This window comes from Helicobacter sp. 12S02634-8, assembly GCF_002272865.1.
Classification (GTDB): Bacteria; Campylobacterota; Campylobacteria; order Campylobacterales; family Helicobacteraceae; genus Helicobacter_J.
Genome location: NZ_MLAP01000001.1, coordinates 209,096 through 226,079, shown reverse-complemented (window position 1 = coordinate 226,079; position 16,984 = coordinate 209,096). Strand labels below are relative to the sequence as shown.

The 16,984-nt window shown below is 42.2% G+C and carries 11 protein-coding genes and 1 pseudogene; 8 read left to right on the top strand and 4 right to left on the bottom strand.

The genetic code is table 11. The annotated features are described in order from the left end of the window. The first annotated feature begins 25 nt into the window (after positions 1-25). From BKH46_RS01120 to BKH46_RS01100, 5 genes are read left to right on the top strand one after another with little or no spacing between them, the layout of a single operon-like run. On the top strand, positions 26-1,183 hold the full coding sequence (locus tag BKH46_RS01120) for a peptidoglycan DD-metalloendopeptidase family protein (RefSeq protein ID WP_095224971.1): 1,158 nt from the start codon (positions 26-28) through the stop codon (positions 1,181-1,183). Between the two features lie 3 nt (positions 1,184-1,186). Next, the gene (locus BKH46_RS01115) at positions 1,187-1,792 is read left to right on the top strand and encodes an NUDIX domain-containing protein (protein WP_095224970.1); all 606 of its coding nucleotides are present in this window, start codon (positions 1,187-1,189) and stop codon (positions 1,790-1,792) included. A 2-nt stretch (positions 1,793-1,794) separates the two neighbouring features. Continuing rightward, the gene (locus BKH46_RS01110) at positions 1,795-2,544 is read left to right on the top strand and encodes a plasminogen-binding N-terminal domain-containing protein (RefSeq protein WP_143428894.1); all 750 of its coding nucleotides are present in this window, start codon (positions 1,795-1,797) and stop codon (positions 2,542-2,544) included. A 16-nt stretch (positions 2,545-2,560) separates the two neighbouring features. Next, entirely contained in the window at positions 2,561-3,946 is a 1,386-nt protein-coding gene (locus BKH46_RS01105) for an FAD-linked oxidase C-terminal domain-containing protein (protein WP_095224968.1), read from the top strand. 3 nt (positions 3,947-3,949) lie between these two features. Next, the gene (locus BKH46_RS01100; protein WP_095224967.1) at positions 3,950-4,432 is read left to right on the top strand and encodes a methylated-DNA--[protein]-cysteine S-methyltransferase; all 483 of its coding nucleotides are present in this window, start codon (positions 3,950-3,952) and stop codon (positions 4,430-4,432) included. A 71-nt stretch (positions 4,433-4,503) separates the two neighbouring features. Here the strand turns inward: BKH46_RS01100 and BKH46_RS01095 are convergent. Next, positions 4,504-6,387 (bottom strand): annotated as a pseudogene (locus tag BKH46_RS01095) (motility associated factor glycosyltransferase family protein); the annotation flags it as partial. Positions 6,388-6,463: 76 nt separating this feature from the next. Continuing rightward, positions 6,464-8,008 carry a flagellin B gene (locus BKH46_RS01090; RefSeq protein WP_095224965.1) on the bottom strand — a complete coding sequence of 515 codons (1,545 nt, stop codon included), beginning with the start codon at positions 8,006-8,008 and terminating at the stop codon, positions 6,464-6,466. Positions 8,009-8,136: 128 nt separating this feature from the next. On the opposite strand from BKH46_RS01090, the gene topA reads away from it, so the two are divergent. Next, positions 8,137-10,338, top strand: coding sequence for a type I DNA topoisomerase (topA, locus tag BKH46_RS01085; RefSeq protein WP_095224964.1), 2,202 nt, complete (start codon positions 8,137-8,139; stop codon positions 10,336-10,338). A gap of 2 nt (positions 10,339-10,340) precedes the next feature. Further along, positions 10,341-11,267 (top strand): radical SAM protein, encoded by a 927-nt coding sequence (locus BKH46_RS01080; protein WP_095224963.1) that lies wholly within the window; start codon positions 10,341-10,343, stop codon positions 11,265-11,267. On the opposite strand, the gene BKH46_RS01075 is transcribed toward BKH46_RS01080, so the two are convergent. Further along, positions 11,268-12,572, bottom strand: coding sequence for an NCS2 family permease (locus tag BKH46_RS01075; protein WP_172402513.1), 1,305 nt, complete (start codon positions 12,570-12,572; stop codon positions 11,268-11,270). Between the two features lie 268 nt (positions 12,573-12,840). Next, positions 12,841-15,438, bottom strand: coding sequence for an AAA family ATPase (locus BKH46_RS01070; RefSeq protein ID WP_095224962.1), 2,598 nt, complete (start codon positions 15,436-15,438; stop codon positions 12,841-12,843). A gap of 204 nt (positions 15,439-15,642) precedes the next feature. On the opposite strand from BKH46_RS01070, the gene BKH46_RS01065 reads away from it, so the two are divergent. Then, a complete protein-coding gene (locus tag BKH46_RS01065) occupies positions 15,643-16,983 on the top strand; it encodes a S41 family peptidase (RefSeq protein ID WP_095224961.1) in 1,341 nt (446 codons plus the stop codon). The last annotated feature ends 1 nt before the right edge of the window (position 16,984 follow it).

Below are 16,984 nucleotides of genomic sequence, written 5' to 3'. Positions count from 1 at the left end.
AAATCTTAAGGATTCAAGGCTTTTGATGAAGAAACTTCTACTGCTTTGTTGTTTATTTTTTTCCATAAGCTTTGGAGCTATAGGGGAAAGACTTGTTTGGGATAAGGGTGCTACATTGCTTACTTTTTTTGAGCAAAATGGCATTTCTTTGCGGCTTTATTATAATCTCTCTCCTCAAGATAAGGAGCTGACTGCTGAGATCTATGCGGGGATTTCATATTATGTGTTGCGTGATGAGAATAATGACTTGCTCCAAGCCCTGATTCCTATCAGTGAAGATGTCCAGATACATATTTATAAAGACAAAGAAGACTATAAAATGGATTTTATCCCTATTGTTTCTTTTTCTGTCGAGAAAATCCTCACGCTCGCTGTCCAAAAATCCCCATATCAAGACATTATAGACACAACCCACGATGTCAATCTTGCCAATGAATTTGTCAATGCTTATAAAAAAAGTATCAATTTTAAGAAATTCGTGATTAAAGATGATAAGCTCGCGATTCTCTATACTAGAAAATACCGATTGGGGCGGCCTTTTGGCTCGCCTGATATCAAGGCTGCGATGATTGAAACCAATAAAAAGCCCAACTATATTTTTGCCTATAAAAATGGTCGCTTTTATGACAAAAACGCTAAAGAAATCGCAGGCTTTTTGCTGGAAGTCCCCGTGCAATATACGCGCATTTCTTCGCGCTTTTCTTATGGGCGATTGCACCCGATTCTCAAAGTGATCCGTCCCCACTATGGCGTTGATTATGCTGCGAGAATGGGGACTTTGATCCACGCTGCTGCTGATGGTCGTGTCGTGTTTGTGGGAGTAAAGGGTGGTTATGGGAAGACGATTGAAATCAACCACGGCAATGGGCTCAAAACTCTCTATGCCCATATGAGTGCTTTTGCGCGGGGGATTAGAAATGGTATGTATGTCAAAAAGGGGCAAGTCATTGGCAAAGTCGGGAGCACAGGTGTGAGCACGGGCCCACATCTGCATTTTGGTGTGTATAAAAACAATCGCCCCATCGACCCTCTAGGGAGCATACGCACAGCAAAAAGTGAGCTCAAAGGCAAGGACAAAAAAGAATTTTTGCAAGTGGCACAGGGTTATCAAAAAGAGCTCCAAGAGGCCTTGCAACAATATACATTTGATGAGCAAAAAGCTCATATTTCTATCAAAGGCTAGGTGATGGATTATTTCCCTAAAATCTGCTCGAAAGTGGATTTTGACTCGATGTATTTTGAGCCTTGTGAGCATTCTGTGTATATCAAGCCCAAACGCATACATTACAGAGAAAATGGCAAAGACAAGGTCTGGGATATCGTTTCTTCTCACGATAGCGTGTCTATTTTGCTTTATCATTTGGAGTTTGATAGCTTTTTGGTTGTAAGGCAGTTTCGCCCTGCTGTGTATTTGAGCAATCAAGATGGCTATACTTATGAATTGTGTGCAGGGCTTGTGGATAAAGAGGGCAAGAGCTTAGAAGAGATTGCTTCTGAAGAGGTGCTTGAGGAGTGCGGCTATGGCGTGGAGGCTTTGAAAATCCAAAAGATTGCAACTTTTTATACCTCCACAGGTATTTCTGGGAGTAGGCAAACATTATTTTTTGCTTCTATCTCAGAAAAGGACAAACGCACTGCAGGTGGTGGGATCGATGATGAGTGTATTGAGGTTTTATTTTTGCCCGTATCTAGGGCTTTTGAGTTTATCAATGATGAAAAGATGGCTAAGACTACAGGCTTGAGCTATGCTATCATATGGTATATGGATAAATTTTTGCAAAGGAACAAATAGTGTTGAAGCGATTTTTAAGTCTGGGCGTGTTGGTGTGTTTGGGGGCTGTGATAGCGATGGGAAAGGAATACAATGAAGTGCTTAAAATCAACATAGACAAGGTCGATCCAGCACAAAAAACGCTCACTTTCCCAGCCTATGATCTCAAAGTAGGGGAGAGTGGATTTGTCATCACCAAACTCACTGATTATAATGTCATATCAGCAAAGCTGCAAGTAGAATCGATCCGTGATGGGATTGCTACAGCTAAGTTTGGTGCTTTTGATACAATGGCGCAAAAATATCTCCCCACACCGCGCCTACAGCCCCATACTGGCGATATGGCAGTATTTAGAGAAACCAATAATCGTGCCTTTTTGATTGCGCCTGATGCGAGCACTTATGAGAGGATCAAATCGCAAATCAAAGATGTGATTTTTATGAGTTCTGATTTGATGATGGGGTATTTGAGCGATTATGGGGGGTTTGACCCTAAGCCGAAGTTTTTAAGAAAGGTCTGTGAGGTCTATAGCGTGGGATTGCTCTATGTCGTTGGCACAGGGAGTATTAGCGTCTTAGATTGTCAGAGTCTTGCGCCTTTAGATAAAATCGCCTTTGATACCTCTAAGGTAAAAACCACCTTTGCACCCTTTTTCTCGCGTATCCAAGAAGTCAAGACAGGCAGCCTTGCGAGTGCGTTTTATAGTAAAAAATCCAAAGATTATTTTAGATATTATGATACTTTGATCCAACAAGGCCCTAACTCTAAATAAGAAACAAGGAAATACAATGCTAGATTCCAAGCACATTGCAGCACTTAAAAATATCGTTGGCAACGAAAATGTCTATAATGACCCTGCCCATTTGATTGCTTATTGTTATGATGCGACAAGGGAGCGCTATGCCCCTGAGGGGATTGTCTATCCCAGAGATGAATCTGATGTCAGCAAAGTATTGTCTTATTGCAATGAACATAAAATTTCTATCGTGCCTCGCGGGGCAGGGAGCGGCTTTACAGGAGGTGCTTTGCCTGCTTGTGGGGGGATTGTGCTTGCGATGGAGAAGTATTTCAACCAAATCCTAGAGATCGATGAAAAAAACTTAATTGCTAGAGTCCAGCCCGCAGTGATCAATAAACACTTTCAAGAGAGTGTCGAAAAAATGGGCTTGTTTTATCCCCCCGATCCTGCTTCTCAAGAATACAGCACGCTAGGAGGTAATGTGAGCGAAAATGCCGGTGGAATGCGTGCGGCAAAATATGGGATTACTAAAGATTATGTGATGGCATTGCGCGCTGTTTTGCCTAATGGCGCAGTGATTAGAGCGGGCAAAAAAACAATCAAAGATGTCGCAGGTTTTAATGTCGCAGGGATTTTGATTGCAAGTGAGGGGAGTTTGGCTGTGATTACAGAGATTACCTTAAAACTCCTAGCAAAGCCCAGATTCAAGCAATCGGCTATGGGGGTATTTCCCAATATTGGGAGTGCGATGGACGCTGTGTATAAAACAATGGCAAGTGGGGTCGTGCCTGTGGCAATGGAATTTTTGGATCATCTGACTTTGAGGGCTGTGGAGGAGAAGTTCCATAAGGGTCTGCCTACCAAAGCAGGGGCGATACTCATCACGCAAGTAGATGGAGATATCCCCGAGCAACTCCAATGGCAGCTAGCAAAGATTCAAGAAGTGTTTGGAGAAAATGGCTGCCTTGAGTTTAAGATCGCACAAAATGAAGAAGAAGAAGCGGATTTGTGGTTTGCAAGGCGCAATGCTTCTCAAAGTATCACAATCTATGGCAAAAAAAAGCTCAACGAAGACATTACCGTTCCGCGCTCAAGGCTGCCAGAGCTTTTAGAACATATCGATCGTGTGGGCAAAAAATACGGCTTTAAGATACCTTGTTTTGGGCATACAGGTGATGGCAATGTGCATACTAATGTGATGGTGCCAAACCCTGAAGATAAAGAGGAGTTGCAACGGGGTTATGCAGCGATTGAAGAGATTTTTAAAATCACGATTGATTTAGAGGGGACTTTGAGCGGGGAGCACGGCATAGGACTTTCTAAAGCGCCTTTCATGCCCTTAGCTTTCACTCCTGCAGAGATGGAGCTTTTTAGAAGTATCAAAAGGGCTTTTGACCCTAACTCTATTCTCAATCCCTCTAAAATGGGGCTGTGAGCTGTGCTTGGGCTCAAACATTACTTTTTGGATACGCCTTTAGGGCTAGAGGCTAGGTATATCCATATTTGTGCGAGTGATACGGGCATTAGAGGTGTGCATTTTAGTGATAAGAAAACACATCAAGAAGCACTAACGCCTTTGATATCTTCTTGTATTCAGGCTTTGGAGGGGTATTTTGATGGTTTAGTATTTTCTTTTGACCTGCCTTTAGAAATACAAGGCACGCCCTTTCAAGAAAGGGTCTGGAGTATTTTGCCTCAAATACCCTATGGAAAGACTTGGAGCTATAAAGACTTGGCTTTGCAAGTGGGTTCGATACGCTATTCTCGGGCTGTAGGGGGTGCTAATCATAGAAATCCCATTGCTATAATCATCCCTTGCCATCGTGTGATTGGTAGTGATGGGAGGTTGGTTGGGTATGCAGAGGGTGTGGGGATCAAAAAGTGGCTTTTGGAGCACGAGCAGTCATTTTTGCCCCACTAGATTGATGTTTTTTGGGCTTTTTTAGACTTTTGGGGAGGGGTCGTATTGTGTTGCGTGTTTTGGGGAGAATCCCAGCTTTGGAGGGCTTCTTTGACCGTTTCTATCACACAATCAATCCCACCAGCAAGGCTAAAAAGCCAATATTTATGGGCATAGATCCACTCAAGCTGCTTAGCTTGGGTCTGTAGAGTGTCTTTTGTGTAGCGGACTAGGAGTTTGGCGATATCGAGCTCTTGGTGGAGTATGTATGATTGGATCGCATCGACAAAATAGTCGTTGAATTTTTTATCCTCAAAAAGCTTTTTGATTTTATCGATTTGATTGCTGAGTGTGTTGAGTTTTTTGAAATCGATTTTTTCAAGCTGGTTTTGATGGTTGAGTTTTTCTAGCTCTTCGGTGTAATGGGCGACTTTGAGGAAAAGTTTTTCAATCAAAGACTTTTTTTGCAGCCCATAAGCGATGATGTCTTCACATTTTTCTTTGGCGATTTTGATATTTGCTTGGATTTCTTTTTGTGTGGGATAGGTGAGCTTGATAGGGGCTTTGGGCTTTGTGGTATCGCAAGCTTTGAGTGCGTCTTTAAAGCACATCTCTTTGGTGCCGTGTATCCTAGCTCCCCCTTCGGTGGCATTGATGACTTCGAGTTTATAGGGCGTTTGGGCAATGTCTTTTTCAAAAAATTCTAAAAATAATTTCCAGACCTTTGTCGTTTCTACCTCGCCATTGCCCCCATATTTTTCTATGAAAATCTTCTCTTCAGTGGGCTTGGGCTTGATCTCATCACTCCCATAGAGGGCTTCTTGGGCGTGGCTTTTGCCATCAGTGCTAAAGCTCAAATCCTGTCCGATAAGAATACACCGCTTGAAGCGAGCGTGGACGATGAGTTCATAAGCCATATTGGCCGCACTCATTCCAATCCCTAAATAGCCATATTGATGGAAACCAAAGAGATTAGTATAGCCAAAGGGTCGGAAACTGAATTGCTTCACACCTTTTGTGATCGAGTCTTTGAGCCTTGGGTGCACAATAGAAGTGATAGCAAAGATAATACCCTCTTGGTATTCTTGCGGGGTATCATAATAAAATCTCGCAGTCGCCTCCACGCGCTCTAAGGAGAGCACAATATCGGGTTTGATACCGTGTTTGCATAAAATCGGGAAAGACGCATCGATACAAAACAAAGTCACATAAGGTGCAATCGCTTTGAGAGTATCTAACTGCTTGGTGAGGCTAGGGCCTGTGGATACGATGATAGCAGTGTCTTTGTGCTTGAGATTTTCTAATAAATCTAAAAGCGTGGGCGAGGATAGGACATCAGGCAAGTTTTGAATATGCTGTTTGATACCGATGATAGCGTCTTTTGTGTCATTGCCAATACTGATAATGCTGTGTTCAATGGCTTTGATAAAATATTGATTGAAGCGCAGTATTTCGGATTGATGGCGTTCGTAATAGGGATTGAAAATATGCAAATCATAGACTTTTGAATAAATCCTAGCTTTTTTATCCATTTCAAAAAGAGAAGCGATGAGATGGTAGCTGCAGAGCTTAGAATACAAAAAAATAATGCGATCAGAATATATTTCTTCACAAAAATCTAAGAGATTGAAAATAATAAATAAAATTTCAAGCTCTGGTTCGATCACTACAATCCGTTTGTGCTGCTCATTTCCTAAAAGCAAGCGATAAAACACGCCATTTCCCGCACCATAAAAATACAAATAAGGATAGTAGGTATAGGGCGTGAAATCAGTGATTTTTTGCATTGTTTCATCAAGGGGCTTGCCTAGAAATATCGGAGTATGGGAGTCTTTTTCGATGATATTAAAATTAGCCCCATCGTGATCCATAAAGACTTCAAATTTTTGATTGGGCTTGAAGCCATACAAAGCAAGGGCTAAAAGCGGGTCTTTGACCTTGAGGGCAGCGAGATTTTTCTCATAGATATTTTGCATAAAATTCCTTAAAGCACTCACATATCTACCCCATAGTTGGGCTAAAAGCCCTTATGAGATCAGTGAAATCATAGAGTTATTGGAGGAGTCGGAGGACATTTTGCTGGACAGCATTGGCTTGGGCCATGGCAAAGCTTCCGCTTTGGGCAAGTATGTTGTATTTAGAGAAGCTTGCAGATTCAGCAGCAAAATCCACATCACGGATTTGGGATTCAGCAGCTTTGACATTGACTTGAGTGACGGAAACATTGTTGATGGTTGAAACAAGTTGTATCTGCACAGAGCCTATGTCTGCACGGATTTTATCAAGTTGCGTGCGCGCTGCATCGGCCATATCCATCACCACCATCGCACCTTGAAGGCTTGTTACCCCAGCGCCGATACCTTGTGCGTTCAAGTCAGCTTGAGCGATGTTTGCATTAGCCCCTGAAGCAGAAGCAACATTTGCATCAAAGACCCCACGCAAGGCGCGTAGATTCACGGTGTATTCAGATATGCCTTGCGCAGAGTGCAAGCCGATATGGCTGAAATTGATACCACTGACAATGATATCTCTAGCGTCTGTGCGTGTGAGGGTCAAACGCCCAACAATAGCGTGGTTGAAGCCTGAGATACCTGCGAAGTTCCCCCCGCCAAAGACTTGACCTGAAGCGCTGTTTGTGTGGATAGAAATCGCACGGCCGTCATTGGATTTGAGATTGATCCTCCCTGTGATATCCAAAAACGCTTCCACGCCTGTTTGGTCTTTGACAGAATTCACTGCGTTGATGAGCCTACCATCAGAGTCATTTTTGCGCACATCATTGATAGTCCCTATAGATACGCCATTGATGATAAGCCCTCTGATTGTCCCAGATTGGACAGGCACGCCCCCTGTGGCCATAACATTATAAGAAGCGCGCACACCCAATGTGTTAGAAAAACGATTGATAATCTCGCTCAATGCCCCAATACCCGTGCCTGCAGAGGTTGAGATTTTCGCAGCTTCGATTTCATAGTCATTGACTCCATCGACTTGTTTGAAATTGAGTGCAACTTCTGTGAGGTTTGCCCCTGCTGCAGATGCACGCATTCCTGTGCCATCAAATGAAGCAGTTTCCATGCGGATATGCCCGATTTTATCTGAGCTTGTTGGGCCAATGGAAGCTTTGATAGTGGTGTTGGAGTATGCCCCGATTTGGAATTCTTTGTTAGAAAAGCTCCCTGAGAGCATTTGTTGGCCATTGAAGCTTGTGGTGTTAGCGATGTTGTCTAGCTCTTCAAGGAGTCTTTGGATATCGCTTTGGAGGGCTTTTCTGGATTCGAGTGTTTGTCCATCTTGCGCAGCTTGTATGGCTTTTGTTTTGATGGTATCGAGTATTTTTATCTGTTCGTCCATAGCCTTATCGGCTACTTGTATCATACCGATAGCGTCATTTGCATTTTTGACTGCTTGCCCCAAGCTATCGCTCTGACTCCGCAAACTATCGGCAATAGCCATACCCGAAGCATCATCAGCAGCTTTATTGATCCGAAGCCCTGAGCTGAGCTTTTCTAAAGAACTTGCAAGGTTTCTGTTGTTTTGCACACCGACAGCGTGGGCTGTGAGTGCTGCTATGTTTGTGTTGATCCTAAAACTCATAATCGCATCCTTTGCTAAAATTTGATCTCCAAAGTGCAAGCAAGAGCTGTTCCAAAAAACTTTCTGAGAAAAAAAGAAAAATGTGTTAGAATTTCTGGCTATATTTAAGACTTGATAAAGAGAGATAGATGAAGAATTTGATTATCGTAGAGTCCCCCGCTAAAGCCAAAACTATTAAAAATTTTTTGAATAGTGATTTTGAAGTTATCGCTTCTAAGGGGCATATCAGGGATTTGCCTAAATCTCATTTTGGTATCAAAATCGAGCAAGGGGAGTTTATCCCTGAGTATAAAATCGATAAAGACCATAAAGATATTGTTGCAAAAATCACCTCTTTGGCTAAAAAGGCTAAGGTGACTTATATCGCTACTGATGAGGATAGAGAAGGAGAGGCCATTGGTTTTCATATCACGCAAGCCATAGGCAGAGATGTGGAGAGCTTTCCTAGGATTGTTTTTCATGAGATCACAAAAACAGCTATCAATAATGCTCTAAAATCTCCTAGAAATATCGATATGGATAAGGTCAATGCACAACAAGCGCGAAGGCTTTTAGATAGGATTGTGGGCTTTAAACTCAGTGGGCTGATTTCAAGCAAGATCAATAGGGGGCTTTCAGCTGGTAGGGTGCAGAGTGCGGCTTTGAAAATTATCGTTGATAGAGAGCGAGAAATCAGGGCTTTTGTGCCTGTGGAATATTATACCATTGATGCACTTTTTTCTGGAGGGATCCAAGCAGAATTAGCAGTTTATGAGGGGGAAAAGCTCAAAAAACAAGGCATTACGGATAAAAAATTAGCCCAGAGTATGCTAGAAGAACTCAAAAAATCTTCTTATCAAGTCGGCGAGATTCTGAAAAAAACAAAAAAATCTCCCACGCCTCCACCTTTTATGACCTCGACCTTGCAGCAGAGTGCTTCTAGTTTGCTGGGGTATTCACCATCTAGGACAATGAGTATCGCCCAAAAGCTCTATGAGGGCGTAGAAACTAATAAGGGCGTGATGGGCGTGATCACTTACATGCGAACAGATAGTCTTCATATCGCTCAAGAAGCCCAAGAGAGTGCAAGAGAGAAGATTTTGTCTGATTTTGGCAAGGAATACTTGCCCCCAAAGCCCAAAAATTACGCCACCAAGAGCAAAAACGCCCAAGAAGCCCACGAGGCAATCCGTCCTACTGATGTTGCCTTTACTCCACAGATTGCTAAGGCCTATCTCAAGCCCGATGAACTCAGGGTCTATACTTTGATTTATCATCGTTTTTTGGCCTCTCAAATGGTGGATGCAGTTTTTGAAAGCCAGAGCATTACATTTGTATGTGCAAAAGGTGTATTCAAGGCTAGCGGACGCAAGCTCATTTTTGATGGGTATTATAAGCTTTTAGGGAGCGAAGATAAAGACAAGCTTTTGCCTGATTTAATGCCAGAATCTCCCATCAAGCTAGAAGAAATCCAGAGCAATCAGCACACCACAGAGCCGCCTGCTAGGTATTCTGAAGCCTCTTTGATTAAGACCTTAGAGGGCTTGGGGATCGGCAGGCCTAGCACTTATGCTCCCACGGTTTCATTGCTGCAAAATCGAGAATATATCATCGTAGAAAAAAAGCAGATTTTTGCCCAAGAGAGTGCTTTTAAGGTCGTGGAAATGCTTGAGGTGTATTTCAATGAAATTGTTGATGCAAAATTCAGTGCGAGTATGGAAGATAAACTCGATGATATTGCACAAAATAAGGCAGATTGGCAAAAAGTATTGATAGAGTTTTATGAACCTTTTATGCAAAAAATCACAGATGGCAAGCTCCATATCCCCTCACAAAAAGTCATCGTTCCTACAGGCGAATTCTGCCCCCAATGTGGCAAAGAATTAGTCAAAAGAAGCGGGAAATATGGCGAGTTTGTCGCTTGTAGTGGTTATCCAAAATGCAAATATATCCAACCCCAAGAGTCCCCACAGACTCCAGTAGAAGAGGGTGGGGAGCTGTGTGAGAAATGCGGGAAGCCAATGGTAAAAAAGCGTGGCAGAAATGGTGAATTTATTGCTTGCAGTGGTTATCCTGAGTGCAAGAATACTAAATCTTTGAAAAACCCCTCTGGCAAAGCCCAAGTATCCCTAGAGGTCAAATGCCCAGAGTGTGGGGGAGATATTTTGCTGCGTAAGAGTAGGCGAGGGGCGTTTTATGGTTGCGGGAATTATCCCCAATGTAATTTTATCTCCAACCACGAACCCATAGAAAAAAAATGCCCAGAGTGTGGCTATATGATGGCACAAAGAACCTATAGGGGCAAAAATATATGCGAGTGTATCAAATGCAAACACAGGATTGAAATGTAACGATGGAAAATATTGTATTTGGGCCTGTCATATCCCGCAGATTTGGGCTGTCTTTAGGCGTGGATCTCTCACCGAGTGCTAAGCAGTGCAATTTTGATTGCTTGTATTGTGAGCTAGAGGGAAAGAGGGCGATGGCAAAGATGGAGGAGGTCTTAGAGCTTGAAGTTTTAGTTCAAAGTGTCTTGAAAGCTTTGCGTCAAAATCCAAAAATCGATGTTTTAACCATCACAGCAAATGGCGAACCCACGCTTTATCCGTATTTGTTTGAGTTCATGGAAGCTATCAAGCCCTATGTGCCATCAAATGTAGCGACTTTGATTTTAAGCAATGGCTCTCGATTTGGCCATAAGGAAGTGCAGAGAGCTTTGTGTTTGTTTGATATTGTTAAGTTTTCTTTAGATGGGGCTGATACAGAGAGCTTTTTGCGTGTGGATAGACCCCATAGGGATATTTCTTTGGGGGGGATACTTGAGGGAATCAGGGATTTTGCTAAGATTTATCACGGAGAGCTTGTCGCTGAAGTGCTCTTGGTCGAGGGGGTCAATGACACAGCAAGCAATATCCAATCGATTGTAAAATTCTTACAGCAAATTTCTGTGAGTCGCATAGACCTTGGCACAATCGATAGACCCCCAGCCCATAAGGCAAACGCACTCAGCTATGAGCAGTTATCAATGATTGCTAGGGAGTTTGAGGGAATGTATGTGAGCTTGCCATTACGGAAGCAAGATATGGATTTTATGGGGCTAGCATACTCCAAAGAAGCACTGATTGAATTTATCGCTAGGCGACCTGTGAGTGTGAGCGAGGCTCTAATTTTGTTTGAAAAAGCGACATTGGAGCGATTGGAAATATTATTGCATGAGGGGAAAATATCACGCAAAAAGGTCGCTAATCTGGAGTTTTATACCCTCAAAAGAGAGAAATAATCAGTTTTGAAATACAAAAGGTATCACGCTGATAGCAAACAAAATCAAAATACCCATATTGATACGTTGCCATTGTCTTTGGAAACAACACATCAAAACATAGACGATAAACCCACTTGCTAAGCCTGTAGTGATCGATGAGCTCAAAGGCATTAAAAGAATCGTAAAAAAGCTCGCACACCCAATGGGGAGGTCTTGGAAATTGATATGCCTGATTTCAGCAAACATCAATGCCCCCACCACAATCAGAGTCGGATAGATTGCATAATCAGGGATCGCACTAAAAATAGGGAGAAAAAACAAAGTCAGTGCAAAGAAAATCGCACAAAAAACAGCACTCAAGCCCGTGCGCCCACCTGAGGCCACCCCTGCAGAGCTTTCTAAAAAAGCTGTCGTTGTTGATAGTCCGAATGCTGCACCTGCTGTTGTTGCAATCGCATCAACTTGCAGAGTTTTTTCTAGTTTTTTGTCCTTGCCACTTGTGTCTTGAAACATATTGGCCTTTGCTCCCACGCCCGCTAGAGTCCCCAAAGAATCAAACAAATCTGTAATCAAAAGGGCGATAATAGCTGGAATCAGTGCGATATGGATCACACCAGCAAGGTCAAATTGCAAGGCGATCCCTGAAATGCTTGAGGGCATGGAGAGGACTTTTGATGGGGTGGTGGCAAATCCTAAAATCCAAGCAATCAGGCTGCAAGCCAAAATCCCTATGATAAATGCCCCTTGGACTTTAAGGGTGTGTAACAAAAGCATTAAAATCACACCAAAAATACCCATCAAAATCTGTGGAGAGCTGAGATTTCCTAGAGTCATCAGTCCTGAGGGCGTGATGGTGATAAAGCCCAAAGATTTCAGACCAATCGTTGCAATAAACGCCCCAAGCCCAGCGCACAAGGCAAAACGGAGGTCTTTAGGTATGCTTTGCATGATCCAAACTCTAAGCCTTGTAAATGAAATGATTAAAAATATCACACCCGATAAAAACACTGCCCCCAAAGCCTGCTGCCAGCTTAGCCCCATGCCTTGGACAAGTCCATAGGTAAAATAAGCATTTAGCCCCATTCCCACGCTCATAGCCACAGGAGTATTTGCCCATATGCCTGTGAGTAAGGTGGCTAGGGCTGTGACTAGTGAAATTGCAGTGATGAGTTCATCTTTTGGCATGCCTGCTTGTGAGAGGATTTGAGAGCCTACAGGAATAATATAAAGCATTGTCAAAAATATTGTAAAGCCTGCTAGGGCTTCGATTTTGATATTTGTGTGGTTTTGTTTGAGCTGAAAAAATCGATCCAAAAACCCCATTACTGCCTCCAGTGTCTGATTGAGATGGGGAATTGTAAAGTATTTGTTCATAAAAGCAAATAAAATACAATCAATTTATTCGGTTTTTGCAAGCTTTAAGCTTTGGATAAGACTGCAAGCAAGCCTTAAATAGATATATGGCACTTTTATAATGCCAAATGATTGCAAAAGCTATAGGCGACACAACCCCCCCCCTCTCTTTTTTGATGGCTTGAAGGTAGGTTTTTTGGGGAGTGGTGTGAGGGAGAGGGAGGGAGTGAGAGAGAGGTTAGACCTGAGTGATTTGGGGGATAATACCTCCACTATCTCCATCACCTCCATCTTGGAAGTCAAATCGCACGATACTCCCCTCGCTGACTTTGTCTTCTAAGATGAGATCTGCAAGCCTGTCTTCGACCTCTTCATACAAAGCCCTTTTGAGTGGTCTTGCACCATACACAGGGTCAAAGCCGACTTTAGCGATAAATTCTTTTGCTTTTTGTGTGAGCTGGAGTGTGATACCTTTTTCAGAAACTTTTTTAGCGATTGTTTCAAACATAATATTGACAATCTCAATAATGCCTTGCAAGCTCAAGGGATTGAAAATCACAATATCATCTAAACGATTCAAAAATTCAGGCTTGAAATACTGCTTGAGTGCTTCACGGACAGCCTTTTCCCTCTCGGTGGTATCAGAGATTTCTATGATTTTATCACTAGCAATATTGCTTGTGAGGATAATGATAGTGTTTTTAAAATCCACACTCACCCCTTTATTATCCGTCAAACGCCCATCATCAAGGACTTGGAGCAAGACATTGAATACATCAGGGTGCGCCTTTTCAATCTCATCAAAAAGCACTACAGAATAAGGTTTTCGCCGCACTGCCTCTGTAAGCTGCCCGCCTTCTTCATAGCCCACATACCCTGGAGGTGCCCCGACTAATCGGCTAGCAGCGTGCTTTTCCATATATTCACTCATATCAATACGGATCAGATTTTTATCACTATCAAAAAGAAAATGTGCCAAAGATTTCGCACTTTGGGTCTTACCCACCCCAGTAGGCCCTAAAAACAAAAAGCTTCCAATGGGTCTGCTCACATCGCTCAAACCTGCTTTGTTTCGTTTGATCGCTCTTGCAATCGCCTTGAGTGCTGTATCTTGCCCCACCACGGTTTTTCTCAAAGCATCTTCTATGCCTAAAATCTTTTCTTTTTCACTTTGGAGCATTTTTTTGATAGGGATTTGCGTCCAGCGACTGATGATACCAGCGATACTTTCTTCTGTTACGGCGTTTTTGAGTAATGTGCCATGCGCTTGCATTTTGTCCCATTTGGCATTGAGCTCTTTTTCTTTGGCTTCATTTTGAGGGATTTTGCTGTAATCGATTTCTGCAGCTTTGTTGTAATCACCATTGCGTTTGGCTAGCTCAGATTCTCTTTTGAGTGTATCGATATCGTTTTTAATCCCTGCAATTTCTTTGAATACAGATTTTTCATTTTCAAATTGTGCTTCCAAACGGATTTTTTCTTCATTGGCGTCGCTGAGCTCTTTATGGATTTCTTCGATCCTTGCTTGGTTGCTCTCTTTTTTCTCCATATTCAAGGCTTGTTTTTCGACTTCAAGACGTTGGATTTGTCTTTTGATTTGAGAGAGTTCTGTGGGTTCAGACTCGATTTGCATTTTGAGCTCAGCAGCCCCTTCATCAATCAGATCTATCGCCTTATCGGGCAAAAATCTATCTGTGATATAGCGGCTAGAAAGCTTGGTAGCTGCTATGAGGGCTGAATCTGTGATATTGACATTGTGATGGGCTTCAAGCTTTTCTTTTAGACCACGCAAAATTTGCAAAGCTTCATTGATGGTGGGTTCATTGAGCGTGATGGGTTGGAATCGCCTTGTGAGGGCAGCGTCTTTTTCAAAATATTTGCGATATTCTTTCAGAGTGGTTGCCCCGATGGTATGGAGCTCGCCCCGTGCAAGTGCAGGTTTTAAGATATTAGCTGCGTCCATACTGCCCTCAGAAGCGCCTGCCCCTACGATGGTATGGATTTCATCGATAAAGAGTATGATATTTCCAGCCTTTTTTACCTCTTCGATCACTTTTTTCAGACGCTCTTCAAACTCTCCTCTATACTTAGCCCCAGCGACTAAGGCACTCATATCTAGGGCAATGACTTTTTTGTTTTGCAAAGAAGTTGGGACTTCTTTTTTGATGATTCTTTGCGCGAGCCCTTCAACAACTGCAGTTTTCCCTACACCCGGCTCTCCTAGGAGGATCGGGTTGTTCTTGGTCTTGCGGATAAGGATTTGCATCATTCTTGAGATTTCTTCATCACGACCAATGACAGGATCAAGAGTGTTTTCTAGGGCTTTTTGAGTGAGATCGATACCAAATTTTTCCAAAGATTCCAGATTGGAATCATCATTTTCACTCTGTATCTTTGCCCCACCGCGTATGCTTTCTAGGGTTTTTTTCAGTTCATTTGTATCTATATATTTGCCAAAAACTTGCATGAACGCTTCTGACTTGATATTAGCGATGATAAAAGTATCTACAGCAATGTATTTATCGCCATTTTTTGCACTCATTCCCTCTGCTTGATGGAGCGCATCTTGGAGTGATTTGCTGAGTGTGATACTTTCTTTGGCGATATGAGAGCTTTTAGGCAGCTTGTCTGTGAGGCTTTTGGCTTCAAGCTCTAAGGCGATTTTATCGATATTCATTTTATTGAGGGCTTGATTGAGAATCGATTGTGTGTTTGTGAGCATTGCCCAGATAATATGGGCTGTATCGACTTCTTGATTTTTACCATAAAGTGCTAAAGAAACCCCTTGATCCAGAGTTTCTTTGAGTTGGTGGGTCATTTTTTCAAATAAATTCATGAACGCTCCTTGTCATAATGGGATAAAATTTTATATGTCGAGTATTATATAAGTTTAGTCTAATAATGTCAAGTTATTTTATTCAATTATGCTAAAACTTTTCAAATTGAGCTAAAAGGCTTGTTTGTTTGATTAAAATAATGAATTTTTAGATAAAATCCTAAGTTCATTAAAAACAACTTTCAGCAAATACAGGAAAATGAGATGAATAAATTTTTTGTTTCTGGCGTGCTTGCGTCATTTTTGGGCGTGTCCTTAGTGTTAAATGGACTTTATGCCAAAGATGAAGCCAAAGATAATAGTGTTGCCTCCCAGCAGCAAAGAATAGAAGCTTACAACAAGCTCACCAAAGTCATCAACACAATCGAAGCCTATTATGTCGATAATGTAGGGATCAATGAGATTGTAGATAAGGCAATTGAGGGGCTTTTATCCAATTTAGACGCCCATTCAGCGTATTTGACTGAGAAAAAATTCAAAGAATTAAAAGTCCAGACAGATGGTGAATTTGGTGGTTTGGGGATCACTGTGGGTATGAAAGATGGCGTGCTTACCATCATCGCACCACTTGATGACACCCCAGCGAGCAAAGCAGGGCTCAAAGCTGGAGATGTGATTTTAAAAATCAATGGTGAAAGCACCTTGAATATGACTATTGATGATGCAGTCAATATCATGCGGGGCAAGCCAAAAACCTCCTTGAAGCTCACTATCGTGAGAAAAAATGAAAACAAACCTCTTGATTTTGATATCATGCGCGATATTATCCGAGTCAAGTCTGTGCACGCTAGGAAAATCGATGGGAGCAAATACCTTTATATCCGAGTCAATTCTTTTGATAAAAATGTGACTGAAAGCGTGGTCAGTGAGCTCAAAAAAGCAGGAGCGATTGAGGGGATTGTCCTTGATTTGCGTAATAACCCAGGTGGCCTACTCAATCAGGCTGTGGAGCTTTCAGATTTGTTTATCAAAAATGGCGTGATTGTTTCTCAAAAAGGCAAGATCAAAGAAGAAAATATCGAATACAAAGCCGATGGCAAAGCTCCTTATCCTACTTTGCCGATTGTTGTGCTTGTCAATGGGGGGACAGCGAGTGCTAGTGAGATTGTTTCAGGGGCTTTGCAAGATAATGACCGAGCTTTGATTGTTGGTGAAGATACCTTTGGAAAGGGTAGCGTGCAGGTTGTCTTGCCTATTGATAAAACTGAAGCTATCAAGCTCACGACTGCAAAATATTATCTCCCTAGTGGTAGGACAATACAAGCTGTAGGTATCAAGCCCGATATTATCGTGCATCCTGGGGCTGTTCCTCAAAATGAAAGTAGCTTTGAAATCAAAGAAGCTGACTTGAGAAACCACCTAGAAAATGAACTAGAAAAGACCGATACTGCGAGCAACAAAAAAGATACTAAAAAATCTGAAACCAAAAAAGATCAAGAGCAAAAAAGCCTCACACAACAAGACATCAACCGAGATATCCAACTCAAAACTGCCATTGATGTGCTGAAGGCTTGGAATATCATCAAAACACCGAATAAAAAATAAG

Coding starts and splice junctions, on each gene's coding strand:
- BKH46_RS01115 (WP_095224970.1), top strand. CDS start 1,187: ATGGATTATTTCCCTAAAATCTGCTCGAAAGTGGATTTTGACTCGATG.
- BKH46_RS01075 (WP_172402513.1), bottom strand. CDS start 12,572: ATGGGGTTTTTGGATCGATTTTTTCAGCTCAAACAAAACCACACAAAT.
- BKH46_RS01105 (WP_095224968.1), top strand. CDS start 2,561: ATGCTAGATTCCAAGCACATTGCAGCACTTAAAAATATCGTTGGCAAC.
- BKH46_RS01070 (WP_095224962.1), bottom strand. CDS start 15,438: ATGAATTTATTTGAAAAAATGACCCACCAACTCAAAGAAACTCTGGAT.
- BKH46_RS01065 (WP_095224961.1), top strand. CDS start 15,643: ATGAATAAATTTTTTGTTTCTGGCGTGCTTGCGTCATTTTTGGGCGTG.
- topA (WP_095224964.1), top strand. CDS start 8,137: ATGAAGAATTTGATTATCGTAGAGTCCCCCGCTAAAGCCAAAACTATT.
- BKH46_RS01120 (WP_095224971.1), top strand. CDS start 26: ATGAAGAAACTTCTACTGCTTTGTTGTTTATTTTTTTCCATAAGCTTT.
- BKH46_RS01090 (WP_095224965.1), bottom strand. CDS start 8,008: ATGAGTTTTAGGATCAACACAAACATAGCAGCACTCACAGCCCACGCT.
- BKH46_RS01080 (WP_095224963.1), top strand. CDS start 10,341: ATGGAAAATATTGTATTTGGGCCTGTCATATCCCGCAGATTTGGGCTG.